At 64.1% G+C, this 24,465-nt stretch carries 23 protein-coding genes and 1 pseudogene; 17 read left to right on the forward strand and 7 right to left on the reverse strand.

From position 1 onward, the window contains the following. Positions 1–115: 115 nt before the first annotated feature. The 4 genes from L0U82_RS01720 to L0U82_RS01735 all read left to right on the forward strand — a co-directional run bounded on the left by L0U82_RS01720 (position 116) and on the right by L0U82_RS01735 (position 2,256). On the forward strand, positions 116–250 hold the full coding sequence (locus L0U82_RS01720; protein ID WP_233828064.1) for a cytochrome oxidase small assembly protein: 135 nt from the start codon (positions 116–118) through the stop codon (positions 248–250). Positions 251–291: 41 nt separating this feature from the next. After that, positions 292–891 (forward strand): cytochrome c oxidase assembly protein, encoded by a 600-nt coding sequence (locus L0U82_RS01725; protein WP_233828065.1) that lies wholly within the window; start codon positions 292–294, stop codon positions 889–891. A gap of 121 nt (positions 892–1,012) precedes the next feature. Then, entirely contained in the window at positions 1,013–1,234 is a 222-nt protein-coding gene (locus L0U82_RS01730; RefSeq protein ID WP_233828066.1) for a DUF2970 domain-containing protein, read from the forward strand. Positions 1,235–1,398: 164 nt separating this feature from the next. Next, positions 1,399–2,256, forward strand: coding sequence for a cytochrome c oxidase subunit 3 (locus L0U82_RS01735; protein ID WP_233828067.1), 858 nt, complete (start codon positions 1,399–1,401; stop codon positions 2,254–2,256). A gap of 318 nt (positions 2,257–2,574) precedes the next feature. On the opposite strand, the gene L0U82_RS01740 is transcribed toward L0U82_RS01735, so the two are convergent. Further along, on the reverse strand, positions 2,575–2,784 hold the full coding sequence (locus tag L0U82_RS01740; RefSeq protein WP_233828068.1) for a twin transmembrane helix small protein: 210 nt from the start codon (positions 2,782–2,784) through the stop codon (positions 2,575–2,577). A gap of 111 nt (positions 2,785–2,895) precedes the next feature. Between L0U82_RS01740 and L0U82_RS01745 the strand changes: the two genes are divergently transcribed. The 6 genes from L0U82_RS01745 to L0U82_RS01770 all read left to right on the forward strand — a co-directional run bounded on the left by L0U82_RS01745 (position 2,896) and on the right by L0U82_RS01770 (position 8,227). Then, positions 2,896–3,612: an SURF1 family protein gene (locus L0U82_RS01745; protein ID WP_233828069.1), complete on the forward strand. Its 717-nt coding sequence runs from the start codon at positions 2,896–2,898 to the stop codon at positions 3,610–3,612. Between the two features lie 51 nt (positions 3,613–3,663). Further along, positions 3,664–4,326 carry an SCO family protein gene (locus L0U82_RS01750; protein WP_233828070.1) on the forward strand — a complete coding sequence of 221 codons (663 nt, stop codon included), beginning with the start codon at positions 3,664–3,666 and terminating at the stop codon, positions 4,324–4,326. A gap of 23 nt (positions 4,327–4,349) precedes the next feature. After that, the gene (locus tag L0U82_RS01755; RefSeq protein ID WP_233828072.1) at positions 4,350–5,459 is read left to right on the forward strand and encodes a COX15/CtaA family protein; all 1,110 of its coding nucleotides are present in this window, start codon (positions 4,350–4,352) and stop codon (positions 5,457–5,459) included. A 5-nt stretch (positions 5,460–5,464) separates the two neighbouring features. Then, positions 5,465–6,370: a heme o synthase gene (cyoE, locus tag L0U82_RS01760; protein ID WP_233828074.1), complete on the forward strand. Its 906-nt coding sequence runs from the start codon at positions 5,465–5,467 to the stop codon at positions 6,368–6,370. 4 nt (positions 6,371–6,374) lie between these two features. Continuing rightward, the gene (locus tag L0U82_RS01765; protein WP_233828076.1) at positions 6,375–7,004 is read left to right on the forward strand and encodes an SCO family protein; all 630 of its coding nucleotides are present in this window, start codon (positions 6,375–6,377) and stop codon (positions 7,002–7,004) included. Between the two features lie 410 nt (positions 7,005–7,414). Then, complete coding sequence (locus L0U82_RS01770) at positions 7,415–8,227, forward strand: MetQ/NlpA family ABC transporter substrate-binding protein (RefSeq protein WP_233828077.1); 813 nt, start codon at positions 7,415–7,417, stop codon at positions 8,225–8,227. 77 nt (positions 8,228–8,304) lie between these two features. Here L0U82_RS01770 and L0U82_RS01775 read toward each other — a convergent pair whose 3' ends face one another. Continuing rightward, entirely contained in the window at positions 8,305–9,234 is a 930-nt protein-coding gene (locus L0U82_RS01775; RefSeq protein ID WP_233828078.1) for a bifunctional helix-turn-helix transcriptional regulator/GNAT family N-acetyltransferase, read from the reverse strand. Between the two features lie 391 nt (positions 9,235–9,625). Here L0U82_RS01775 and L0U82_RS01780 point away from each other — a divergent pair, with 391 nt between their 5' ends. The 5 genes from L0U82_RS01780 to nagE all read left to right on the forward strand — a co-directional run bounded on the left by L0U82_RS01780 (position 9,626) and on the right by nagE (position 17,100). Next, on the forward strand, positions 9,626–10,360 hold the full coding sequence (locus L0U82_RS01780; protein WP_233828079.1) for a GntR family transcriptional regulator: 735 nt from the start codon (positions 9,626–9,628) through the stop codon (positions 10,358–10,360). An 85-nt stretch (positions 10,361–10,445) separates the two neighbouring features. Next, a complete protein-coding gene (nagA, locus tag L0U82_RS01785; protein WP_233828080.1) occupies positions 10,446–11,549 on the forward strand; it encodes an N-acetylglucosamine-6-phosphate deacetylase in 1,104 nt (367 codons plus the stop codon). Continuing rightward, complete coding sequence (locus tag L0U82_RS01790) at positions 11,542–12,549, forward strand: SIS domain-containing protein (RefSeq protein ID WP_233833075.1); 1,008 nt, start codon at positions 11,542–11,544, stop codon at positions 12,547–12,549. Before nagA ends, L0U82_RS01790 begins: the two co-directional genes overlap by 8 nt. Before the next feature lie 38 nt (positions 12,550–12,587). Further along, positions 12,588–15,158, forward strand: a complete 2,571-nt coding sequence (gene ptsP / locus L0U82_RS01795; protein WP_233828081.1) for a phosphoenolpyruvate--protein phosphotransferase — start codon at positions 12,588–12,590, stop codon at positions 15,156–15,158. Positions 15,159–15,282: 124 nt separating this feature from the next. Beyond that, positions 15,283–17,100, forward strand: a complete 1,818-nt coding sequence (gene nagE / locus L0U82_RS01800; protein ID WP_233828082.1) for an N-acetylglucosamine-specific PTS transporter subunit IIBC — start codon at positions 15,283–15,285, stop codon at positions 17,098–17,100. A 113-nt stretch (positions 17,101–17,213) separates the two neighbouring features. Here nagE and cydB read toward each other — a convergent pair whose 3' ends face one another. From cydB to rpoH, 4 genes are all read right to left on the reverse strand, one after another. Continuing rightward, entirely contained in the window at positions 17,214–18,350 is a 1,137-nt protein-coding gene (gene cydB, locus L0U82_RS01805) for a cytochrome d ubiquinol oxidase subunit II (RefSeq protein WP_233828084.1), read from the reverse strand. Between the two features lie 34 nt (positions 18,351–18,384). Next, on the reverse strand, positions 18,385–19,980 hold the full coding sequence (locus L0U82_RS01810) for a cytochrome ubiquinol oxidase subunit I (RefSeq protein WP_233828086.1): 1,596 nt from the start codon (positions 19,978–19,980) through the stop codon (positions 18,385–18,387). Further along, positions 19,970–20,230 carry a cytochrome oxidase putative small subunit CydP gene (gene cydP, locus L0U82_RS01815; RefSeq protein ID WP_233828088.1) on the reverse strand — a complete coding sequence of 87 codons (261 nt, stop codon included), beginning with the start codon at positions 20,228–20,230 and terminating at the stop codon, positions 19,970–19,972. The genes L0U82_RS01810 and cydP overlap by 11 nt, the downstream gene beginning before the upstream one ends. Before the next feature lie 335 nt (positions 20,231–20,565). Continuing rightward, positions 20,566–21,501, reverse strand: a complete 936-nt coding sequence (gene rpoH, locus L0U82_RS01820) for an RNA polymerase sigma factor RpoH (protein WP_233828090.1) — start codon at positions 21,499–21,501, stop codon at positions 20,566–20,568. Positions 21,502–21,863: 362 nt separating this feature from the next. On the opposite strand from rpoH, the gene L0U82_RS01825 reads away from it, so the two are divergent. Then, on the forward strand, positions 21,864–22,427 hold the full coding sequence (locus L0U82_RS01825; protein ID WP_233828092.1) for an acyloxyacyl hydrolase: 564 nt from the start codon (positions 21,864–21,866) through the stop codon (positions 22,425–22,427). Positions 22,428–22,468: 41 nt separating this feature from the next. After that, on the forward strand, positions 22,469–22,852 hold the full coding sequence (locus tag L0U82_RS01830) for a nuclear transport factor 2 family protein (protein WP_233828093.1): 384 nt from the start codon (positions 22,469–22,471) through the stop codon (positions 22,850–22,852). 265 nt (positions 22,853–23,117) lie between these two features. Here L0U82_RS01830 and L0U82_RS01835 read toward each other — a convergent pair. After that, positions 23,118–24,104 (reverse strand): annotated as a pseudogene (locus tag L0U82_RS01835) (2-isopropylmalate synthase); the annotation flags it as partial. Positions 24,105–24,465 lie beyond the last annotated feature (361 nt).

Raw genomic sequence — 24,465 nt, forward strand, 5'->3', positions numbered from 1 at the left:
GGTTCCGTCGGCGCGGCACGCTGCTGACGGAATCGGGCGCTTCGCTGGTAGCCGTCAACCCGGCGGCCTCGCGCCAGTCGGGAACAGTATTCAGAATGTCGAGCATGAGTCGAGCATGACCCGCAATTCACAGGAAAGACGTACGCCGGAGCAGATTCGCGCGGGCAACAAGCGCATCGGTCTGGTGATGTTCGCGATTGCGGCGATGTTCTTCGTGGCCATCGTGGTCAAGCAGTACTGGTTCAGCTAAAGCAGCCGTCGTAGTCCGTTGCAGGTTTGTTGAGGATTCAGATGTCGACGCAACCGCCGGCCGAGGCCGACCGCTCTTTCAACCGTTCGATGCTGATCAAGCTGTTCGTCGTCGCGCTGATGATGTTCGGTTTTGGCTTCGCGCTGGTGCCGATGTATCGAGCGATCTGCAAGATTTCCGGCGTCAACAACCTCGTGCAGCGTGATACGACTGCGCGCGAGGCGAAGAACACGCAGGTCGACATGAGCCGCACGATTTCGATCGAATTCGATGCGAACGCGCGCGGCCTGTTGGGTTTCAAGCCGCAGCAACGTAGCCTCGATGTGCATCCGGGCGAAGTGACGACGGTGATGTATGAGGTCAGCAACGAACAGCCGCGCACGGTTCGCGCGCAGGCGATTCCGAGCTACGCGCCGAAGCAGGCAACCGAGTACTTCAGGAAGATCGAGTGTTTCTGCTTCACGCAGCAGACGTTGAGCGCGAACGAGACCAGGCGGATGCCGGTGGTGTTCGTGGTCGACCCGAAGTTGCCGAAGGACGTGAAAACGATCACGTTGTCGTACACGTTCTTCGAAATGAACACGCCGGCGGCGGCGAGCGCCGACGAAGCGGTGCCCGAGGCCAAGGCGACGAACGGTTAACGCAGGCGCGGCGGCAGCCGCAACCGCAGCGGCAGCCGCAACCGCAGCGGCGGTGAGTCCCGCGAAACCGGTTTGACGGCGAGAGCCGCGAACGAAGCAAGACCAGGGGAAACGAAGCGAAATGATCGATAACGGCGGCGAGAAAAGCGGCAGCCCGCGCAAGAGCAGTTTCGGTCAGTCGATGCGCGCGGTGTTCTGGTCGTTTTTCGGCGTGCGCAAGCGCCGCGATCTGGAGGCCGATGCCACGCAGCTCAATCCGCTGCATGTGATCCTGGCCGCATTGATCGGTGCCGCGATCTTTATCGGCGTGCTGATTCTGGTTGTGCGAGTCGTGGTCGGTTGACACGTTCTTCAGTGCCCGGGCCAGCTTGAAGCGAGGCCCGCGCGGGTAGTACCTGGGTCGCGCAGCAAGGCCCAAGAATTAGAGTGAAGCGGTGCGGTATCGACGCGCCGCCGAAGATACAGCCGGAGATTCCGGAACAACTGGACTGAAGTGGAGAATCAAGAATGAGCGGTCAAAACGAGAGCCCGTACTATTTCGTACCGCATCCGTCGCGGCATCCGATCAGCGCCGCTACCGGGTTGCTGGTCATGCTCGGATCGCTTGCGGCCTGGATCAACGACCAGAGTTGGGGGCCGATCGGCGTCTTCGTGGGTTTGTTGTGGCTGCTCTTTACGCTGTGGCACTGGTTCGGCGACGCGATCGCGGAATCGGAAGGCGGTATGTACGGCAAGAACGTCGACCGTTCGTACCGCTGGAGCATGAGCTGGTTCATCTTCTCCGAAGTGATGTTCTTCGGTGCTTTCTTCGGCGCGCTGTTCTATGCGCGCGAAATTGCGCTGCATCAACTCGGTAGCCTCGATTACAAGCTGATCTGGCCGGATTTCTCGGCGGTGTGGCCGAACAACGGTCCGGCTGACCTCGTGTCGGCCTACAAGTCGATGCAACCGTGGCCGGTGCCGACCATCAACACGGCGCTGCTGCTGTCGTCCGGCGCGACGCTGACGGTGTCGCACCATGCGCTGCGCGAGAATCATCGCCGCAAAGCGATCATCTGGCTGGCCGCTACGCTCGCGCTGGGGCTGTGCTTTCTGGTGCTGCAGGGCTTCGAATACTTCGCTGCGTACCACGAACAGAATCTGACGCTGGCCTCGGGCATCTACGGTTCGACGTTCTTCCTGCTGACGGGCTTCCACGGTTTCCACGTGTTCCTCGGCGGCACGATGCTCGCGGTGGTGCTGGCGCGGATGATCCGCGGTCACTTCACGGCGGAGCATCACTTCGCGTTCGAAGGCGCGGCATGGTACTGGCACTTCGTCGACGTCGTGTGGCTCGGGCTGTACGTCGTCGTGTACTGGCTGTAACGCAGTCAGACTCGCGCGCGCCGCATGGCCGGAACGCGCGCGGGCCGTTGGCGTGACGCTGTCCACGGCGGCGCCAACGAGCAGGATGCAAGGATTGATGCAGCGCCGCCCTCGACCTGTCAGGGCGGCGTTTTGTTTGGTGACGTGGAAATCTTGCTGGCGGGGCGCCGGCTGTAGGACGCGGATCGGGAAGGAGCGAGACTCATGCGCAGTGAAGCGATGCGCACTGAAGCGCGGTCTCACCAGCGTCAATACGACACTCGACGCGTCGTGCTCAGCGCGTCAGACTCGCACAGCACGACATTGGACCTCTGAGCTTCAGCGTCCGTACGGAATGCCGGTCGATTGAATCCAGCCCATCCAGTGCGCGAACAGGATGAACAGGAACAGCGAGATCGACAGGCCCACCCGCGTGGCGAGCGACCAGACCATCCGCTTGGTTTTGCCTCTGTCGTGCATCATGAAGTACAGCGCCGACACCATGCTGGCGATGATCAGAGCAAACGCAATGGGAACGATAATGTGCATGGAACCAACTGAAACCGGAAAGCGCAGTGGCAAGACGTTTATTATCGCACCGCGTCCGAGCGTCTGCCGTGGCATCCCGGCGGCTCTGGCCGCGGCAACGGAGCGCATGCAATGAAGTTTCGCCTGATTCCCGCGCTGCTGATCCTGCTCGTCGTCGTCGTGACGGTGCGGCTCGGTTTCTGGCAGCGAGATCGCGCGCATCAGAAGGAAGCGCTCGAGGCGCATATCACGCAGTTCGAGAACGCGCCCGCGCAGCCGGTGAGCGCGGCACCGGTTGCGCTGAAGGACATCGAGTTCCATCGCGTGTCGGCGCGTGGCACTTTTATCGCCGACAAGGTCGTGTACCTCGATAATCGGCCGTATAACGATCAACCAGGCTTTTACGTCGTGATGCCTTTTAAACTGACCGGCGGCGGTTATGTGCTGGTCAATCGCGGCTGGCTGCCGCGCAACATGGTCAATCGCGAGACCATCGCGCCGTACACGACGCCGCCGGGCGAGGTCGAGATCGAAGGCATCGCGCGGGCCGATGCGTCGCGCGCCTTCGAGTTGGGGCAGAACGGTTCGGCCGCGCATCAGCTGATCCGTCAGAATCTCGATGCCGGCGCGTATGCGACGGAAACCGGCTTGCCGCTGCAATCGTTCGTGATCCAGCAGACCGGCAACATCGGCGATGGCCTGGTGCGCGATTGGCCCGCGCCGACCACCGGGGTCGAGACCAACTACGGCTATATGTTCCAGTGGTGGGGCATGGCCGCGGCGGCGCTCGGCTTCGGTCTGTACGCGGCGCGGCGCGCCGGCAGAAAAGAACACGCGCGAGGCGCATGACGTGGTGCAAGCGCGGCCCGCGGCCGCCCAATCATTGAAAGAGGTTTTGTAGTGTCGACTCAAACTCCCCGCCCGCCGCAAGCCGGCAAACCCGCCGCGGCCAAAGCGATCCCCGGTCAACCGAACGGCGCGGGCTCGTGGCGGCGCGGCCGCTGGATGCTGCTGCTGGTCGCGCTGATCGGCGCGGCGCCGATCGCGATTTCGTACTTCATGTACTACGTGATCAAACCGACCGGCGGCAGCACGAACTACGGCACGCTGATCGAGCCTCAGCGGTCGATCCCCGACTCGCTGGTGGTCACCGGCGAGGACGGCAAGCCGCTCAAGCTCGCATCGCTACGTGGCCGCTGGCTGATGATCTCGGTCGACAGCAGCGCATGCGACAAGGCCTGCGCGACGAAGCTCTACTTCATGCGACAAATCCGCGCAACCCAAGGGCCGGAACGCGAGCGCGTCGTCGAAGTGTGGCTTCGCACCGACGCAGGTCAAGTCGCGGACGTGATACAACACGCGTACCCCGACACCGACATGCTGATCGCCGACCCGGCGCAGGTGGCCGCATGGCTTCCCGCCGATACCGGGACCCGGATCACCGACCACATTTTCCTCGTCGATCCGAACGGCAATCTGATGATGCGTTTTCCCAAAGATGCGAACCCGAGCAAGATCAAGAGTGATCTGACCAAATTGCTCAAGTGGTCGAGTATCGGCTGATGCCCGCAAACAGGTAAGAAAAGATGTTCGTACTGGAACTGGCCCTGATCGGCTTGTGTATCGCGTTGCTGCCGCTGTCCTACGTATGGGTCAAGGCCGACGACAACAAATTCCGCAAGCTGGTCTGGCTCACCACCTTCCTCACGCTCGACCTCGTGATGTTCGGCGGCTTCACGCGCCTCACCGATTCCGGCCTTGGCTGTCCGGACTGGCCGGGCTGCTATGGCACGTCGTCGCCGTTCATCGCGCACGCGGCGATTTCCGCGGCCTACCAGGCGATGCCGAGCGGCCCGGTCAGCATGACGAAGGCCTGGATCGAAATGATCCACCGCTATTTCGCGATGGCGATCGGCGTGCTGATCATCGCTCAGACGGCGATCGCGTGGACCGCGCGCATCAAGCGCCGGCCTCTGCATGTGTCGCCGTGGTGGCCGACCTCGTTGCTGCTGCTGATTGTCGTGCAGGGCGCATTCGGTGCATGGACCGTGACGATGAAGCTGCAGCCGATCATCGTGACCACGCACCTGCTGCTCGGTCTCGCGCTGCTCGGCACGCTCGGCTGGCTGGCCGCGCGGCTCACGCCGCTGCCCGCCTACGAACCCGAGGCCGCGCGCTGGCGCGCGGCGGCGCTCGCGGGCCTCGCTCTGCTGGTGTTGCAGATCGCGCTGGGCGGCTGGGTCAGCACCAACTATGCGGTGCTCGCCTGTACCGACTTCCCGACCTGCAACGGTCAATGGATTCCGCCGATGGACTTCGCGCACGGCTTTCACCTGTGGCGCGCGCTCGGCATGAACGGCGACGGCGACATGATCACCCAGGACGCGCTGGTCGCGATCCACTGGACGCATCGCACCTTCGCGTTCGTCGTGATTGCCTATCTGGTGTGGTTCGCGCTGAAGCTGCGCCGCTTCGAGTCGCTGCGGCGGCCGGCGAACGGGGTGCTACTGGTGGTGCTGATCCAGTTCATCACCGGCTTGTCGAACATCGTGCTGCAATGGCCGTTGCCGATCGCGGTGGCCCATAACGGTGGGGCCGCGATCCTGCTGCTGCTGCTCGTCATGTTAAACTTCCGCATCGCTTATAGCCGTCCCGGCCGCGCCGTATTCCCCGCGCGCGACGCCGCGCCAGCGTGACTCACATGGACAGCACGACACTCTCCCAAACGCCCGGCAACCGGGTTTCCCAATATCTCGCTCTGACGAAGCCGCGTGTCACGCAGCTCGCGGTGTTCTGCGCGGTCATCGGTATGTTCCTGTCGACACCGGGCATGGTGCCGTGGACCGTACTGATCGGCGGCACCGTCGGCATCTGGCTGCTGGCCGGTGCCGCGTTTGCGATCAATTGCCTCGTCGAGCAGCAGATCGACGCGAAGATGCGCCGCACGTCGTGGCGCCCGTCCGCGCGCGGCGAAATCACCACGCCGCAAATTTTGCTGTTCTCGGCCGTGCTCGGCGGCCTCGGCATGTGGACGCTCTACACGTTCGCGAATCCGCTGACGATGTGGCTGACGCTCGCCACCTTCGTCGGTTATGCGGTGATCTATACGCTGCTGCTGAAGCCGGCCACGCCGCAGAACATCGTGATCGGCGGTGCGTCGGGTGCGATGCCGCCGGCGCTCGGCTGGGCCGCGGTCACCGGGCACGTGCCCGGCGATGCGTGGATTCTCGTGCTGATCATCTTCGTGTGGACGCCGCCGCATTTCTGGGCGCTCGCACTGTATCGCCGAAAGGATTACGAAAACGCCGGTCTACCGATGCTGCCGAACACGCACGGCGAGAAGTACACGCGCCTGCACATCCTGCTTTACACGGTGATTCTCTTCGCGGTCACGCTGATGCCGTTCATCTCCGGCATGAGCGGGGTCGTGTATCTCGGCTCGGCGGTGCTGCTCGGCGCGGTGTTTCTCGCATATGCGTGGAAGATCTACCGCGAATATTCGGACGATCTCGCGCGCCGAACCTTCCGTTACTCGATCGTCTATCTGTCGCTGTTGTTCGCCGCGCTGCTGATCGACCACTATGCGCGCGTCGTGATCGGCGCGTAACACCATGCTCAAGAAACGCTTTGCGCGTGTCGCGCGCGCCACTGTGATCGCTTGCGCGCTCGGTGGCATGGTTGGTGCCGCGCTCGTCACGGCGGGTTGCGGCAAGCAGCCGCCCGCTTTCACGAATCTCGACATCACCGGCAACACCCAGTTCGCGAGCGATTTCTCGCTGCCCGACACCTCCGGCAAGATCCGCACGCTGGCCGATTACAAGGGCAAGGTGGTGGTGCTGTTCTTTGGCTACACGCATTGCCCGGACGTCTGCCCGACGACGATGGCCGAGCTGTCGCAGGCATTGCAGCAGCTGGGTCCGGAAGACGCGAAGCGTGTGCAGGTGTTGTTCGTCACCGTCGACCCCGAGCGCGATACGCCGCAACTGCTCGCGCAATACGTGCCGGCGTTCAATCCGACCTTCGTCGGCCTGCGTCCCGCTAGCGACGAACAACTCGCGAAGCTCGCAAAGGATTTCCGCATCTACTACGCGAAGGTGCCGGGCAAGACGCCCGACAGCTATACGATGGATCACACGGCCGCGAGCTATGTGTTCGACACGGATGGCAAGCTGCGTCTGTTCGCGCGCGATGGGCAGGGCGCGACGCCGTGGGTGCATGACATCAAGCTGCTGCTCGATTGAGATTGAGGCCCGTGGCCGCGATTTCTCGCGGCTTTCTCGTGGCTGAGGGTTCTCGCCGCCAGCGGCGCGTTGTTCATGACGTGCGACGCACGTAAATCAACGCAATTCCCCTGAGCCGTTCGCGCACTAGTCCTTCCGCAATGTCCTTTCCGTTCCGGCTTCTCAACCCGGAATCGGCAAATTCCCAACCGCCGCAAAGCCTCCGCCCGCCCCGCATAACCATATGCGATCAGGGTATTTCTCAAGCTGCCAGCCATATGAAAGAATTCCGGGCCTGGCCTGCGGCGCACTATCTGAAAGAACGAGTGCACCGCCCGTTTTCATCCGATGCCGATATCGATCCGACGCATTCAACCCATGCAGGCCCATCGGAATCCGTCGGCACACAAATCAGTAACAGCGAGAATCACATGCAGCGCAGAAACATCCTCAAAGCCCTTACCGCAGTCGTCACCGGTGCGGCGATCCTGACCAGCGTCGGCGCCCATGCGGACGACAAAGTCATCAAGGTCGGCACGATCGGCGGCCCGGACGCGCAAATCTGGGAGGTCGTCACCCAGGTGGCGAAGCGCGAAGGGCTGAACGTGAAGGTCGTCGAATTCAACGATTACATCCAGCCGAACGCCGCGCTCGACGCCGGCGACCTCGACGCGAACAGCTTCCAGCACCAGCCGTATCTCGATAGCCAGATCAAGCAACGCGGCTACAAGCTCGTCAACGCGGGCCTCACGTACATCTCGCCGCTCGGCGCGTACTCGAAGAAGCTGAAGTCGTTGAAGGACCTGCCGCAGGGCGCGAAGGTCGCGGTGCCGAACGATCCGTCGAATGAAAACCGCGCGCTGTTGCTGCTGCAGGCGCAAGGGCTGATCAAGCTGAAGGACGGCGCGGGCACCGGCGGCAACAACGCGACGCCGCTCGATATCGCCGCCAATCCGAAGAAGATCAAGTTCATCGAACTCGACGCCGCGCAACTGCCGCGTTCGCTGGCCGACGTCGACGCCGCCGTGATCAACACGAACTTCGCGCTGGCCGCCGGCCTGCAGCCGACCAAAGATGCGATCGCGCTCGAAGACATCCACAGCCCGTACGCGAACCTGATCGCCGTGCGCGCGAAGGACAAGGACCAGCCGTGGGTCAAGAAGCTGGTTGCCGCGTATCAGTCGGAAGACGTGCGTCAGTTCATCAAGACGCAGTTCAAGGGTTCGATGGTGCCGTCGTTCTAAGCGACGGTTTTATCGCTAGTTCATCGCGATCTGATTGCATTGAGGAAAGCACGCGCCGTAACAGGCGCGTGCTTTTTTTATAGCCCCAGCTCCCATCGTTCGAGCGTCAGATCCTGACCGAAGCGGTGCTCCGCCGACGTGCTGGCGAGCATGAAGCCCGCGCGCTCGCATAGCCGCCGCAGCTCGACGAACGTGCTCGCGGATTTCAACGTGAGTTTCGTATATCCCGCGCGCCGCGCGAAGCGTATGCATTCGCCAAGCAACTGCGCGCCGATGCCGAGCCGCCGCGCGTCCGGTTCGACCCACAGCAAACGCACTCCCGCGACCGTCGTCGATACCCCGACGATACACACCGAGCCGATCACCAGGCCTTGCTGCTCGGCGATCCAGCATTTCTCGCGCAGCGGATCGTCGCGCTGCGCGTATTCGGCGACGACACGCGCGAGCACGCCCTCGAACGTGTGATCCCAGCCGTATTGCGCGGCGAACCATTGCGCCTGTCGATGCACGAGCCAGCCGCATTCACCGCTGCGCGGCTGCCGCAGCAGCACGGTTTCTTCGCGAGGCGGCTGATCGCCGAGTAGCCGCTCGATCAGCTTCATCGCCGTGATCAGCCGATCCTGCGAGAGCGCGGTGAGCTTGTCGAGCAGGCCGAGGGCTTCCTGCACGGCGGCGTCATCGAGCGGCGCATAGGTCGCGTGTCCGTGCTCGGTGAGCGCGATCAGCGACTGGCGCGCGTCGGTATCGGACGGGCGGCGCGTGATCAGATTGCGTCGCTCGAAATTGGTCAGCAGCCGGCTCAGATAGCCGCTGTCGAGACCGAGCGCACGACCCAGCACCGATGCGGTTTGCGCGTGTCCGCGAGAAAGCTCGTGCAGCACGCGTACTTCCGTCAGCGAGAACTCGCTTCGCGCGAGGCGCTCATGGAGCGCGCCGATGCATCGGGTGTAGAAGCGGTTGAAATGGCGGACTGCCTGCGCGCGGCGCAGCGCCTCGGAATCGGTCAAGTGAGGCTCCCCGGGGGACTTTGTTGTGAGTTGGTACACACCACTATATTGGAAATTGCCGTACCGCCGGTGGCGAAGCGGCTGTCTACAAGCTCTGGGCTCAAAGTGGACTCAAACTGGTATTAAAAATATGCTGAACAGATGGCTTTTGATCGCCTTTAAAGCCAAAAATCATCCACTGGTATCTTTTATCGAGCCCACATACGGGTAAATCCTGGTCTGCAAATTCGCCTGAAAATCATGCTGAAAATGGCATGAAACCCTTATCTATCAAGGCTTACAGCGCGAAGACAATTGCATAGAACCAGTAAATTGACTGGTATTATGTTGGTTATATAATGGGCTCTCAAATTTCCCAGAGCCGTGGTGTTCGCGGCTGCGTTGGAGCCCCATGGAAACTCGCTGGTCCGCATTGATGCCTGACGTGCGCAACGTCACGCCGCTCTATCTGCAGCTCGCGCGCAACCTTGCGACGGCGATCCATTGTGGCGTCTGGTCGGCCGGCGAGGCGCTGCCGTCGGAGCGCACGCTGTCCGACGCGATCGGCGTGTCGCGCATCACCGCGAGGAAGGCCATCGAGCTGCTGGTCGAGCAAGGTCTGATTCGACGTTCGCGCGGCGCGGGCAGTTTTATTACGCCGCGCGTCGAAGATCCGCTGTCGCGCCTCACCGGCTTCACGAAGAAGATGCAGCAGCGCGGTTTCCGGCCGGATTCGGTGTGGCTCGAACGCGATGTGCGCGCGGCCAACCGCGATGAACTGCTGCATCTCGGTCTGTCGCCGGGGGCGGCGATCACGAGCCTGCGGCGGCTGCGACGCGCGGACGGCATCGTGATGGCGGTCGAGCATTCGGCGTTGCCGGTCGCGATCGTGCCTGATCCGCTCGCGATCGGCGATTCGCTGTACAGCTATCTCGAACAACGCGGCGCGGCGGTGGTCCGCGCGCTGCAACACTTCCGCGCGGTCAACGCGTCGAGCGAAGTCGCCGCGCTGATGGACATCGAACCGCGCACCGCGCTGCTCGTCATTACCCGTATCGGCTACAGCGTGGATCAGCGCGCGATCGAGCTGACCGACACCTACTGCCGCGACGACTACTACGACTTCGTCGCCGAACTGCGCACCTGAACGCGCAAGTGAACCACGCGGCCGGCCAGGCCGCGAACCCGGCGAGCGCAATTTGCCGCATACGTATCACGCACCAGAGAGACTCATGCTGACCGGAAACATACTCACCACCCAAGGGTGGATCCACGGCACGCTCGAATACGAAAACGGCCGCATCACGGCGCTGGCCGGTGACCCCGTCGATCCGTCGAGCAACGACGCGCCGTACATCCTGCCCGGCTTCATCGATCTGCACGTGCATGGCGGCGGCGGCGCCGACGTGATGGAAGCTGGCGACGCGATCGAAACGATCACCCGCACGCATGCGCGCCACGGCACGACGAGCCTGCTCGCGACCACGATGACCGCGCCGCGCGACGAGCTGATGAGCGTGGTCGCCGGCCTCGGCAATGTTGCGCGGGTGCGCACGCCGGGCTGCTCGCGAGTGCTCGGCGTGCATCTCGAAGGGCCCTACATCAACCCCGGCAAGCTCGGCGCGCAACCCGACGCGGCGGTCTCGGCGGTGATGGACGAAGTGCTCAAATATCTGTCGATCGCGCCAATCCGCGTCGTCACGCTGGCGCCGGAAATCGCCGGCCATATGGAGATCATCTCCGAGATGGCGGCGCGCGGCGTGCGCGTGCAGCTCGGCCATTCGCTCGGCACCTACGACGACGCGGTGGCCGCGCTCAAACACGGCGCCTGCGGCTTTACGCATCTGTTCAACGCGATGTCGCCGCTGCATCACCGCAATCCGGGGCTCGTCGGCGCGGCGCTTGCGCATGCCGAGTACGCCGAAATCATTCCCGACCTGCTGCACGTCCATCCGGGCGCGATCCGCACCGCGTTGCGCGCGATCCCGCGTCTGTACGTGGTGACAGACAGTACGTCGGCCACCGGCATGCCCGATGGCGAATATCGCCTCGGCAGCCAGCACGTCACCAAGTGCCTCGGCGGCGTACGTCTTGCCGACGGCACGCTCGCCGGCAGCACGCTGACGATGGATCAGGCGTTGCGCAATCTCGTGTCGATCGGCCTGCCGATCGCCGATGTATCGAACCGTTTGTCGCGCTATGCCGCCGACTATCTCGGCATCGAAGACCGTGGCCGTATCGCGCGTGGCGCGTGGGCCGACATCGTGGTGTTCGATCGCGAGCTGGCGCTCGCCGCGACTTACGTCGAAGGAGAAGCCATTGTCGAATATGCTTAACGAAGCGCTCGCGTCCGCCGCAACGGTCGCCGAGCAGTTGAAGGACACTTCGCGCGTCGCGGCGCTCGCGGCGACGCTCGCCGCACAGCCGTGCCATGTCGCGCTGACGGTCGCACGTGGCAGCTCGGATCACGCGGCCAGTTACTTCGCGTCGCTGACGATGAGCCGGGTCGGCGTGCCGGTCGCGTCGCTGCCGATGTCGGTCGCGACTTTGCAGCAGGCGCCGCTGCGCGTGCGCGATCAGCTCGCGCTGGCGTTTTCGCAATCGGGCAAGAGCCCCGATCTGGTCGGCACGATGAGCGCGCTGCGCGCCGCCGGCGCGCTGACGGTCGCGGCGGTCAATGCGCCGTCCTCGCCGCTCGCCGATGCGTGCGAGTGGCATCTGCCGCTCGTGGCCGGCCCCGAACTGAGCGTCGCGGCGACCAAAAGCTATATCGCGATGCTGTCGATCTCCGCGCAACTGGTCGCGCATTGGCAGAACGATGCCGAGCTGCTCGGCGCGCTCGCCGCGTTGCCCGATGCACTGGAGCGCGCTGGCCGGCTCGACTGGTCGCTGGCCGTCGACGAACTGCGCGGCATCGAACGGATGATCGTGATCGGCCGCGGTCTCGGTCTCGCGATCGCGCAGGAAGCGGCGCTGAAGTTGAAGGAAACTTCCGGCATTCAGGCCGAAGCGTTTTCGAGCGCGGAAGTGCGGCATGGTCCGATGGAACTGATCGACCGCGACTATCCGCTGCTCGTGTTCGCGCCGCGCGGGCCGGAGCAGGCGGGTCTGCTGCAACTCGCGCACGACATGCGCGCGCGCGGCGCGCGCGTGCTGCTCGCCGCGCCGGACGACGTGCCGGACGCATCGCTGCCGCTCGTTTCAACCGCTCACGCGGCGCTCGATCCGATCGCCGCCATCCTGTCCTTTTATGTGATGGCCGCGGACCTTGCCGCCGCGCGCGGGCGCAATCCCGACGCGCCACGCCATCTCAACAAAGTCACCGAAACTCATTGACGAGAATGCAGATGAGACGTGTCGAGAAGTCCAGCCTGATGAGTTACTCCACAGATCACATTGTTTTGCTCGCCCCGCTGACCGGTCCGGTCGTGCCGCTCGCGAACGTGCCGGACCCGGTGTTTTCGGGTGGCATGTTCGGCGACGGCATCGGCATCGATCCGCTCGAGGGCCGGCTTGTCGCACCGTGCGACGGCGTCATCACGCACCTTGCGCGCACCGGTCATGCGGTCACGCTGGCAAGTGCCGAGGGCGTGGAGATCCTGCTGCATATCGGTATCGATACGGTCGAGCTGAACGGCAAGGGTTTCGCGCCGATGGTCGAGCAGGGCGCGCAGGTCCGCGCGGGCGACGTGCTGATCGAGTTCGATCAGGATCAGATCGCGCTGAACGCGCCGAGCCTCGTATCGGTGATCGCGATTGCCAATTCGGATGCGTTCGAGGTGATTGAGCGCGCGCCCGCTGGTCAGGTGAAGGCCGGTGAGACGCCGCTGCTGGTGCTGCGCGCGCGGGCCGGCACGAATGCCGGTGCGGCGGCGGGCCATGCAAGCGCTGTGCAGGACGAAGCGCGCCGGCAGGTCACGCTCACGCATGCGGGCGGTTTGCACGCACGGCCGGCAGCGCGGGCGCGCGAAGCAGCGCGCGGTTTCGATGCCCGCGTTGAGGTGCGTTACGAAGGTCGCAAGGCGGCGATCGAAAGCGTGGTGGGTTTGCTGGGTCTAGGTGCAGGAGAGGGCGCGACGGTTGAACTGCTCGGCGTCGGCCCGCAAGCGCAGGCCGCGGTCGATGCGATCGCGCATGAACTGACGCGCGAAGCGCACGGCGAAGTCGAACAGAAGCCGGCGCGGTCGACCACCGCGCCAGCGATGCCCGCCGTTGCCGCGCGTCCCACCGACGGCGAGCCGCTCGCGCCGAACACGCTCGCGGGCGTCTGCGCGGCGCCGGGCGTCGCGGTCGGCACGCTGGTGCGCTGGGACGACGCGGACGTCGATCCGCCCGAGCAGGCGAGTGGCACGTCGGCGGCAGAGAGTCGTTTGCTCGACAAGGCGATCGCGACCGTCGACGCCGATCTCGACACGATCGTGCGCGATGCGTCGCAACGCGGCGCGGTCGGCGAGGCGGGGATTTTCGCCGTGCATCGTGTGCTGCTCGAAGATCCGACGCTGCTCGACGCGGCGCGTGATCTGATCAGCCTCGGCAAGAGCGCCGGGTTCGCGTGGCGCGATGCGATCCGCGCGCAGATCGGCATCCTGAGCCATGTCGAAGATGCGCTGCTCGCGGAGCGCGCGGCCGATCTGCGCGACATCGAAAAGCGCGTGCTGCGCGCGCTCGGCTATACGAACGCGGCGGCACGCTCGCTGCCCGACGAGGCGGTGCTTGCGGCCGACGAATTCACGCCGTCGGACCTGTCGTCGCTCGATCGCACGCGGGTCACCGCGTTGGTGATGGCGCGTGGCGGCGCGACCTCGCACGCGGCGATTCTCGCGCGACAGGCGGGCATTCCGGCGCTGGTCGCGATCGGCGACGCATTGCATGCGATTCCCGACGGCACCCAGGTGGTGGTCAACGCGAGCACGGGCCGGATCGAATTCGCGCCGACCGAACTCGACGTCGATCGTGCGCGCCGTGAGCGCAGCCGCCTCGCCGACGTGCGCGAAGCGAATCGCCGCACGTCGCAGCAAGCTGCGGCCACCTCTGATGGCCGCGCGATCGAAGTGGCCGCGAACATCGCGACGCTCGACGATGCGCAGGCCGCGGTCGACAACGGCGCCGACGCGGTCGGGCTGTTGCGCACCGAGTTGCTGTTCATCCACCGGCCGGCCGCGCCGAACGCGGACGAGCATCGCCAGAGCTACCAGGCGATCGTCGATGCATTGAGTGGCCGCACCGCAATCATCCGCACGCTCGATGTAGGCGCGGACAAGGAAGTCGACTACCTGACGCTGCCGCCCGAGCCGAACCCCGCGCTCGGTTTGCGTGGCGTGCGCCTCGCGCAGGTGCGCCCCGATCTGCTCGACGATCAGCTGCGTGGCCTGCTCGCGGTGCGCCCGGTCGGCGCGGTGCGCATCCTGCTGCCGATGATCACCGACGCGGGCGAACTCGTGCGCATCCGCAAGCGGATCGACGAACTCGCGCGCGATGCGGGCCGCACCGAGCCGATCGAAGTGGGTGTGATGATCGAAGTGCCGTCGGCGGCGTTGCTTGCCGATCAGCTTGCGCGGCACGCGGATTTTCTGTCGATCGGCACCAACGATCTGACCCAGTACACGCTCGCGATGGACCGCTGCCAGCCCGATCTCGCGGCTCAGGCAGACGGCCTGCATCCGGCTGTGCTGCGGTTGATCGCGGCCACCGTCGAAGGCGCGGCGAAGCACGGCAAATGGGTCGGCGTGTGCGGCGCGCTCGCCGGCGATCCGCTCGCGATGCCGCTGCTCGTCGGGCTCGGCGTGACAGAACTGTCCGTGGACCCGGTGTCGGTGCCGGGCATCAAGGCACGCGTGCGTACGCTCGACTATCAACTGTGCCGTCAGCGCGCCGAGGACGCGCTCGCGCTCGATTCCGCGCAAGCGGTCAGGGCCGCGAGCCGCGCAACCTGGCCGCTCGACTGAATCTGCTGATTCCCGTGCTTCCGGCCGCACGAGGGTGCCGGCCGGGACACTGCGCGACTTCCTCACACATCGCTGCACCGCTTAAGCAACACGTTCAACTACGAGACAAAGATTGGAGATACCCATGGATGGAAATCCGTTTCTGAAAATTCAGCGGCTGGGACGCGCGCTGATGCTGCCGATCGCGGTACTGCCGGTCGCCGGCCTGCTGCTGCGACTCGGCCAGCCCGATGTGTTCAACATCAAGATGATCGCCGATGCGGGCGACGCGATTTTCAGCAACCTGCCGCTGCTGTTCGCGATCGGCGTGGCGGTCGGTTTTGCGAAGGACAACAACGGCGTCGCGGGTCTCGCGGGCGCGATCGGCTATCTGGTGCAGATCGCCGTGATGAAGGACATCAACGACAAGCTCAACATGGGCGTGCTGTCGGGGATCATCGCGGGTATCGTCGCGGGGCTGCTGTATAACCGCTACAAGGACATCAAGCTGCCCGACTACCTCGCGTTCTTCGGCGGCAAACGCTTCGTGCCGATCGTCACGGGGCTGATATGTGTCGGGCTCGGCATCGTGTTCGGCTATGTGTGGCAGCCGGTGCAGTCCGCGATCGACATCGCCGGGCACTGGCTCACCACGGCGGGCGCGCTGGGTGCATTCGTGTTCGGCGTGCTGAACCGTCTGCTGCTCGTGACGGGCCTGCATCACATTCTCAATTCGCTGACGTGGTTCGTGTTCGGCACCTTCACGCCGACCGGCGGCGCGCCGGTCACCGGCGACCTGCACCGCTTTTTCGCGGGCGATCCCACCGCGGGCACCTTCATGACGGGCTTCTTCCCGGTGATGATGTTCGGCCTGCCGGCCGCGTGTCTCGCGATGTATCACGAGGCGCCGAAAGAACGCCGCGCGATGGTGTTCGGCCTGCTGGCCTCGATGGCACTGACGTCGTTTCTGACCGGCGTGACCGAGCCGATCGAATTCAGCTTCATGTTCCTCGCGCCGGTGCTGTATGCGATCCACGCGCTGCTGACCGGGCTCGCGCTCGCGATCTGCTCGGCGCTCGGCATTCACCTCGGCTTCACGTTCTCGGCGGGTTTCATCGACTACGTGCTGAACTTCGGTCTGTCGACGAAGGGCTGGTGGGCGATCCCGCTCGGCATCGTGTACGCGGTCGTGTACTACGGGCTGTTCCGCTTCTTCATCCGCAAGTTCAACATGGCGACGCCGGGCCGCGAGCCCGCTGCCGACGAGCAGACCGATTCGTTCGCCGAGGGCGGTTTCGTTGCGCCGGCTGCCGCGGCAGCAGCGCCGCGTGCGCAGCGCTATATCGCGGCGCTGGGCGGTGCGGCGAATCTGTCGGTGGTGGATGCGTGCACGACGCGTTTGCGTCTGTCGGTCGTCGACGCGGAGAAAGTCTCCGAGAGCGAACTGAAGTCGATCGGCGCACGTGGCGTACTCAAGCGCGGTGTGACCAATGTGCAGGTGATCATCGGGCCGGAGGCGGACATCATCGCCGATGAGATTCGTACGGTGATCGCGCAAGGTGGTGCGGCGGTGAACGTGGCTGCGGCGGCGGATGCGGCTGTGCCAGGCGTTGGCGCCATGCTGGCCGCTGCCGCTGCGCCGGACGCTCAAAGCGCCGCCCAGCACGCTCATCAAGCGCAAGGCGGCCCGCTCGATCCGGATCCGCTGCGCTGGCTCGCGGTGTTCGGTGGCGCCGGCAACGTGGTGTCGCTCGATGCGGTCGCGGCGACGCGTCTGCGGATCGTCGTGCGCGATCCGTCGGCGGTCGATCGTCAGCGTCTCGCTTCGCTCGATACCGCGTGGGTCGCGGCGGACACGTTCCATATCGTCGTTGGCGAGGCAGCGCCGCGTTATAAGCAGAGACTCGCCGAGCGTCTGTCGTTGCCTCGCGGCGGCGCGGGTGCGGCGCCGCTGCCGGCGTGACGTGAACGGATGATTGCGCGGTTGGCCGCGCGCTAGCGGTCACAAAAAAAGCGGCACCTTGATTTCAAGGTGCCGCTTTGCATTGCATGGCCGCCCGCGCTGCCGCGCCGCGCTCAATACATCGAATGGTGATTTTCCTCGATCGCCGCCGCGGTGATCTTGCCGCGCATCACGCGATACACCCAGCTCGTATAAAGCAGGATCAGCGGCAGGAATACGATCACCGCGAACAGCATGATTTCGAGCGTCAGGCGGCTCGACGTTGCATCCCACAGCGTCAGGCTGCTGCGGCCGTCGAGCGACGACGGCATGATGAACGGGAACATCGAAAAGCCGGCGGTCAGGATCACGCCGATCACCATCAGCGACGTCGACAGGAACGCGCTTGCCTCGAAGAGCGAACGCGCGAGCAGCACGGCGAGCGCGCCGCCGATCAGACCCGCGAGCGGCGCGAGGGCCATCCACGGATAGAGTGCGTAATTGGTCAGCCACAAACCCGGCGCGCCGATTACGGTCTTCATCAGCGGATTGGAGACGGCGTCTAGCGGCGGCGCGTCGACGATCTGATAGCCGCCGATCATCGTCGCGACCAGCGCGCCCGCGACGAGGAACAGCACCACCGTGCACAGCGCGGCGAGCCGCAGCGCCTTCGACGCGCGCTCGTGGATCACACCGTCCGACTTCCACTTCACGAATGCGGCGCCGTGCGCGGTCAGCATCGCCAGGCTGACGAGTCCGCACAGCAGCGCGAACGGATTGAGCAGGCCGAAGAAGCCGCCGTGATAGGTCACGCGCAGATCGGTATCGAACGAGAACGGCACGCCTTGCAGCAGATTGCCGAACGCGACGCCGAATACCAGCGCCGGCACGAATCCGCCGATAAAGAGTCCCCAGTCCCACGCATTGCGCCAGCGCGGGTCGTCGCGTTTGCCGCGATAGTCGAAGCCGACCGGCCGGAAGAACAGCGCGAACAGCACCAGCAGCATCGCGAAGTAAAAGCCCGAAAACGACGCCGCGTACGCGAGCGGCCACGCGGCGAACATCGCGCCGCCCGCGGTGACGAACCACACCTGATTGCCTTCCCACGTCGCGCCGACCGTGTTCACGACGATGCGGCGCTCGGCGTCCGTCTTTGCGATGAACGGCAGCAGGATCGCCGCGCCCATGTCGAAGCCGTCGGTCAGCGCGAAGCCGATCAGCAGCACGCCGATCAGCACCCACCAGATCAGTCTGAGGACAGCGTAGTCCATGGCGGTTTTTCCCCTTGGGCGGTATGGCGGCGCGTCAGGCGACCGTATTCGGCGCGAGCGGCGGGTTCACCGGCTGCGCGATTTCGTGGTGATAGCGGCCCGTATGCAGCGACGACGGGCCGAGCCGCGCGTACTTGAACATCAGCGTGATCTCGATGATGAACAGCACCGTGTAGAACAGCACGAAGCCGGCGATGCTCAGATACAGATCGCGTGGTGTCAGGTTCGACGCGGCCAGGTTGGTCGGCAGAATGCCCGCGATGCTCCACGGCTGGCGGCCCATTTCCGCGACGATCCAGCCGAATTCGGCGGCAAGCCATGGCAACGGAATCGCCCACACCGCCCAGCGCAAAAACCAGCGGCGCTTTTCCAGCAATAGCGTGCGCTGCGCGCAGAACCAGAACGCCAGCACGAAGGTCGCGAGGAACAGCAGCCCGAGGCCGACCATCAGGCGAAACGAGAAGAACAGCGGCAGCACCGGCGGAACCGTCCGCTTGGCGGCTTCGGCGATCTGGTCCGGCGTCGCATCCGTCACGTTTGCCGTGAGCGGCTTGAGCAACAGCGCGTAGCCGAGATCTTCCTGGTGCGCTTCGAAGGTTGCGCGGGCTTCGTCGCTTGCGTCGCCGCCCTTCAGCTTTTGCAGCGCCTCATACGCGAGCATGCCGTTCTTGATGCGCTCTTCGTTGCGCTCGATCAGGTCGCGCAGCCCGACCACCGGCTCGTCGAGCGACCGCGTGGCGATGATGCCGAGCGCGTATGGCACGCGGATCGCGTAGTCGGTGCGCTGTTCCCGCTGATTGGGGATGCCGAAGATCGTGAACGGTGCCGGCGCGGGCGCGGTCTCCCATTCGGATTCGATCGCCGCGAGCTTGACCTGCTGAACTTCGCCGGTGCGGTAGCCGGATTCGTCGCCGAGCACGATTACGCAAATCGACGACGCGAGGCCGAAGCCGGCGGCGATCGCGAACGAGCGCAGCGCGAATTCGGTGTCGCGGCGCTTGAGCAGATACCACGACGACACGCCGAGCACGAACATCGCCGCGGTCACATAGCCGGCCGATACCGTGTGCACGAATTTCACCTGCGCGACCGGATTGAAGATCACCGCCGAGATGCTGTCGAGCTCCATGCGCATCGTCTGGTAGTTGAACTTCGCGCCGACCGGATTGTTCATCCAGCCGTTGGCGATCAGGATCCACAGCGCGGACAGGTTCGAGCCGAGCGCGACGCAGAACGTGACGATCAGATGCTGCACCCTCGACAGCCGGTTCCAGCCGAAGAAGAACAGGCCGACGAAGGTCGATTCGAGGAAGAACGCCATCAGCCCTTCGACGGCGAGCGGCACGCCGAAAATATCGCCGACGTAGTGCGAGTAGTACGCCCAGTTGGTGCCGAACTGGAACTCCAGCGTGAGACCGGTGGCGACGCCCATTGCGAAGTTGATACCGAACAGCTTGCCCCAGAACTGCGTCATGTCCTTGTAGATCTGCTTGCCGGTCATCACGTAGACGGACTCCATGATGACCAGCAGCCACGCGAGCCCAAGCGTGAGCGGCACGAACAGAAAGTGATAGAGCGCGGTGACGGCGAACTGAAGGCGCGACAGTTCGACGACTTCGTTAACGGGCATGTGGATCACCTTCCGACGGATGCGGCGCGGGCGCCGACAGCAGCGCCCGAGCGACCTGCTCGGGCGGCAGCGTCATGTGCTCTGCCTGCGGATGATTGAAGAACGTGTACTTGAGCGCCATCAGCAACACGAATTTGATGGCGAGGATGATGGTGAGATCGCGTGCCAGCGTCGGGCCGCGTACCCAGCCGATGAATCGGTCGCGCCAGCGCGACCGGAAGGTGCTGCTGCGATTGACGGCTATGGTCATGATCGGTCGAAGAACGACTTCACGCCGGTGAATCCGGCCGGATCCAGGCTGCCCTGGTTGCCGGGCGGTCTGGCGAATACATGCCGATGAAGGAGTGGAACCTCGCGCGCTCAGGTTTGGCGATGCGGAAGCGAGTCGCGAAACTCGCCGCGTTCACGCAGTATTGCCGTGTGGTTCTCGATACGTCAAGGAAGGTGTGGCGCGCGCGGCATATGCCGGGCACGAGCGGCAGGCGCGAATGCGCGTGCCACGGTAATGTCAAAAAAACGGACGTAAAAAAGCCCCGCCGTCTTGCGAGGGCGGGGCTTCGGGGGCCTATGCGGCAGCTTGCGGCTTTACGCGTATTCGGCCAGTGCGCCGCGCATCTTCTTCATCGCGCTCGCTTCGATCTGGCGGATACGTTCGGCCGATACACCGAACTCGTCAGCCAGCTCGTGCAGCGTGGAGCCGCCCGAGCCGTCGTCCTCTACCTTCAGCCAGCGGGCTTCGATGATGCGGCGGCTGCGCGGGTCGAGTGCATCGAGCGCACTGGCGATGCCGTCGCTTTGCAGCTTGTCGCGCTGACGCGAAGCCAGCACGGCGGTCGGCTCGCTATGCGAGTCGGCCAGGTAGGCGATCGGCGCGTACGACTCTTCGCCGTCTTCGACCTGGCCTTCCAGCGCGATGTCGCCGCCCGACAGACGCGTTTCCATTTCGGCGACTTCTTCGCGCTTCACGTTCAGTTCCTTCGCGAGACCTTCGATCTCGTCCGGCGTGAACGCGCCCAAACCCTGCTTGTGACTACGCAGGTTGAAGAACAGCTTGCGCTGCGCCTTGGTGGTCGCGACCTTGACCATGCGCCAGTTGCGCAGGATGTATTCGTGGATCTCGGCCTTGATCCAGTGCATCGCATACGACACGAGGCGCACGTTCTGCTCGGGGTCGAAGCGCTTGACGGCCTTCATCAGGCCGATGTTGCCTTCCTGAATAAGGTCGGCGTGCGGCAGCCCATAACCGAGGTAATTGCGCGCGATCGACACCACGAGCCGCAGGTGCGACAGCACCAGACGACGCGCGGAGTCCAGATTGTCCTGCTCGCGAAATTCGGTGGCGAACTGGCGTTCTTCTGCCGGCGTCAGCATCGGGATCCGGTTGACGGCCTGGATGTAGGCGTCGATGTTGCCCAGCTGGCCGGGCAGCAGCGAGGAATGCGAGAGCGCCAGTGCACCTGCCGGAGCGGCCTTAGCCGACGACGGGCTCAAAGTACTCGGAAGGGTCATTGCATGGCTCACGTATGAAACTCCTTTGGAATCAGACAATAGCGTATTCAGATAACGACTCCAGCGACGGATGTTAGCACTCTGATCTGTCGAGTGCTAATACTTAGAGCCCGTAGGGGCATCTAGGTTCCCTCAAAATCTATTGAAATTCAGATTTCAATAGCCATCATACGCTCTATTTTGCTGCGGCGATGGAGGCGTAGGAGTTACCGGCGACGTTGACCGGTTTCCTATAAATGACTGATTTTTTCCAATTCTGAAGTGAATAATTGCGAAATTGGCGAATTATTCATGCGATCCACTGCTTTGAGTTTGTCCTTAGAATTAACCCGACAGTCGCGCATCGTTTAAATGCTCGTGACAGCGGGTGCTGGATGAACAAGAACAACACTGTTTTGCGTGGACATACTCTAAAAACAGCGCTGGCGCTCCTGCTGATGGGAACGGCCGGGGTGGCTCTCGCGGATCCGTTCGGCATTCAGGTCACGGCCGGCGTCGGCGACCATCACATCAAGAAGCTCGATCTGGGCCTCGTGTGGAACCCGGGCTGGACCTGGTGGCCGATCGGCGACTGGCATTTCGCGCTGGTCGGCGAGGCGCACGCGGCGTGGTGGCACACCAACGAAGGGAACGTTCACGACGATATCGGCGAGTTCGGCGTCACGCCGATGATCCGTTTCATCAAGTCGTCGGGCTCGGTGCGGCCGTTCGCCGAGGCAGGCGCCGGCGTCCGGCTGCTGACGAGTCCCCGCATTTCCACCGACCTCACGCTCAGCACCGCGTTCCAGTTCGCCGAGACGGCCGGCGTCGGGCTGCAGTTCGGCGAGCATCAGCAGTACCTCGCGGGCTACCGCTTTCAGCATGTGTCCAATGGCGGTATCAAAGAGCCCAATCCTGGTATAAATTTCAGCCAGCTATATTTGCAATATAACTTCTGACCGTGGTCCCTTTCGGCCCGCGGTGTGCGAGGGGCTCTGCAATGGCGGCAAAGATGATCGAAGCGATTCGCGGGCTCGAGCGGGAGCGTTTTCGTGCAATGGTCGAGGGCGATGGGCAGTCGCTCGACACGCTGCTCGCGGACAACGTGAGCTACGTTCATACGAACGGCAAGCGCGAGACGAAACGGCAGTTCATCGACGGGATTACCGCGGGGCGCCGCCGTTATCGGCAGATCGAGGTGCAATCGCAGGACGTGCTGCCGGCCGGGCGCGAAACCTACGTCGTGACGGGCCGCGCGCTGATCGAGATGGAAGCGAACAACGGCGCGTTGCTGTTTCCAATCGCGTACACGGCGATTCATATGCACGAAGACGGGCAGTGGCGGCTGATCGCCTGGCAGGCGACCCGTTGCGCGCTCGAGTGAGCTTTGCCGTTGCGTGGACTGGCGGGCTCGCGGGTTTTGCGAGCCCTCACTGAATTCTCGCGAGGTCCACTGAATTCGTGTCGGCTCGTCGTGCGCGCTTTGTAAGCACGTCGACAGCGGCGCCGGCGGAACGCTGGTACGCGCACCGCCGCTACAAGCTCCAGTCAACTCTTCAGACGGCGACGCATTCGTCGGATTGTTCGCGCCCGGCCGTGCGGTGCTCATCGCTGATATTCACGCGGACCGCCTGCGCGATTCGCATCGCCACGTCGCTCGCATACGGATGCCGCGCCGGCACCGGAAGCCGCGTGCAGCGCTCCACGGCACCTTTGATCGCCGCAAGATCCGCAAAATCGAGACCGCTGTCGATGCCCCGAGCGTCGAGATTCATTGCGAGCGTGACCAGATCGACATTGCCGGTGCGCTCGCCATTGCCGAACAGGCAGCCTTCGACGCGCTCCGCGCCCGCCAGCAGCGCGAGTTCCGCCGCGGCCACGGCGGTGCCGCGATCGTTATGCGGATGCACCGACAGCACGATGCTGTCTCGATAACCGAGATTGCGGTGCATCCACTCGATCTGGTCGGCGAACACGTTCGGCGTGGCTGCCTCGACGCTCGCCGGCAGGTTGATGATCATCTTGTGATCGCGCGTGGGGCGCCACGTCTGCGCGACGGCGTCGCACACCTCGCGCGCGAACGGCAGCTCGGTCGTGTTGAAGGTTTCGGGCGAGTACTGGAAGGTCCAGTGCGTACCGGGCCGGCGCTGCGCATGCTCTTTGATCGCGCGCGTGCCTTCGACGGCCAGCGCCTTGATCTGATCTTTCGACTGGTTGAACACGATGCGCCGGAACGACGGGCAGATCGCGTTGTACAGATGCACGATCGCGCGCGGTACACCTTCGAGCGCGTCGAACGTGCGTGCGATCAGCTCCGCGCGCGACGGCACGAAGACCTCTATCGTCACGTCGTCGGGAATGCGTTTTTCGTCGATCAGCTTGCGCACGAAATCGAAGTCGGTCTGCGATGCCGATGGAAAGCCGACTTCGATTTCCTTGAAGCCGATCGCGACCAGCATCTCGAAATATTCGAGCTTTTGCGCGGCGTTCAGCGGCTCGATCAGCGCCTGATTGCCGTCGCGCAGATCGGTGCTCATCCAGACCGGCGCGGCGTCGATCGTGTGGCTTGGCCATTTGCGGCCGGTCAGGCGCACGGCGGGGAAGGGGCGGTATTTGTCAGCGGGATTGCGCAACATGGTGATGTGCCTCATTCGTGGTGTCGTCGGCGAGGCGGCGTGGCGTCGAGCGGTTGGCCGACTGCCATGAACGCACGGTTGAGCAGCCGATGGCTGCGGCAACGACGAACGGGCGCGAACGCAGCGGCGTCATGATGACGACCGGAGCGAACCTGAAAGAACGCATCGGCGAACCGCAAAGCGGACGCGGATGCTGCCCGTGCAACGTGCATTTGACCCTCTCGCTTCGTCCGCGCGGTAAACGGACGAATGCATACGACGACTGGTGGTGGGAACTACGACTGGGGGTGAAACGGAACGACAGGAACTGCGGGAGCTACGAGGGGACCGCCCGACGGCAGCCGGAGCTGCCTGCGAGTGG

The sequence above is a fragment of the Paraburkholderia sp. ZP32-5 genome (assembly GCF_021390495.1).
Taxonomy (GTDB): domain Bacteria; phylum Pseudomonadota; class Gammaproteobacteria; order Burkholderiales; family Burkholderiaceae; genus Paraburkholderia.

Bases quoted from the DNA above. Each gene is read 5' to 3' on its own strand.
- L0U82_RS01720 (WP_233828064.1), top strand. From the start codon at position 116: ATGACCCGCAATTCACAGGAAAGACGTACGCCGGAGCAGATTCGCGCG.
- L0U82_RS01725 (WP_233828065.1), top strand. From the start codon at position 292: ATGTCGACGCAACCGCCGGCCGAGGCCGACCGCTCTTTCAACCGTTCG.
- L0U82_RS01730 (WP_233828066.1), top strand. From the start codon at position 1,013: ATGATCGATAACGGCGGCGAGAAAAGCGGCAGCCCGCGCAAGAGCAGT.
- L0U82_RS01735 (WP_233828067.1), top strand. From the start codon at position 1,399: ATGAGCGGTCAAAACGAGAGCCCGTACTATTTCGTACCGCATCCGTCG.
- L0U82_RS01740 (WP_233828068.1), bottom strand. From the start codon at position 2,784: ATGCACATTATCGTTCCCATTGCGTTTGCTCTGATCATCGCCAGCATG.
- L0U82_RS01745 (WP_233828069.1), top strand. From the start codon at position 2,896: ATGAAGTTTCGCCTGATTCCCGCGCTGCTGATCCTGCTCGTCGTCGTC.
- L0U82_RS01755 (WP_233828072.1), top strand. From the start codon at position 4,350: ATGTTCGTACTGGAACTGGCCCTGATCGGCTTGTGTATCGCGTTGCTG.
- cyoE (WP_233828074.1), top strand. From the start codon at position 5,465: ATGGACAGCACGACACTCTCCCAAACGCCCGGCAACCGGGTTTCCCAA.
- L0U82_RS01765 (WP_233828076.1), top strand. From the start codon at position 6,375: ATGCTCAAGAAACGCTTTGCGCGTGTCGCGCGCGCCACTGTGATCGCT.
- L0U82_RS01770 (WP_233828077.1), top strand. From the start codon at position 7,415: ATGCAGCGCAGAAACATCCTCAAAGCCCTTACCGCAGTCGTCACCGGT.
- L0U82_RS01780 (WP_233828079.1), top strand. From the start codon at position 9,626: ATGGAAACTCGCTGGTCCGCATTGATGCCTGACGTGCGCAACGTCACG.
- nagA (WP_233828080.1), top strand. From the start codon at position 10,446: ATGCTGACCGGAAACATACTCACCACCCAAGGGTGGATCCACGGCACG.
- L0U82_RS01790 (WP_233833075.1), top strand. From the start codon at position 11,542: ATGCTTAACGAAGCGCTCGCGTCCGCCGCAACGGTCGCCGAGCAGTTG.
- ptsP (WP_233828081.1), top strand. From the start codon at position 12,588: ATGAGTTACTCCACAGATCACATTGTTTTGCTCGCCCCGCTGACCGGT.
- nagE (WP_233828082.1), top strand. From the start codon at position 15,283: ATGGATGGAAATCCGTTTCTGAAAATTCAGCGGCTGGGACGCGCGCTG.
- cydB (WP_233828084.1), bottom strand. From the start codon at position 18,350: ATGGACTACGCTGTCCTCAGACTGATCTGGTGGGTGCTGATCGGCGTG.
- L0U82_RS01810 (WP_233828086.1), bottom strand. From the start codon at position 19,980: ATGCCCGTTAACGAAGTCGTCGAACTGTCGCGCCTTCAGTTCGCCGTC.
- cydP (WP_233828088.1), bottom strand. From the start codon at position 20,230: ATGACCATAGCCGTCAATCGCAGCAGCACCTTCCGGTCGCGCTGGCGC.
- L0U82_RS01825 (WP_233828092.1), top strand. From the start codon at position 21,864: ATGAACAAGAACAACACTGTTTTGCGTGGACATACTCTAAAAACAGCG.
- L0U82_RS01830 (WP_233828093.1), top strand. From the start codon at position 22,469: ATGGCGGCAAAGATGATCGAAGCGATTCGCGGGCTCGAGCGGGAGCGT.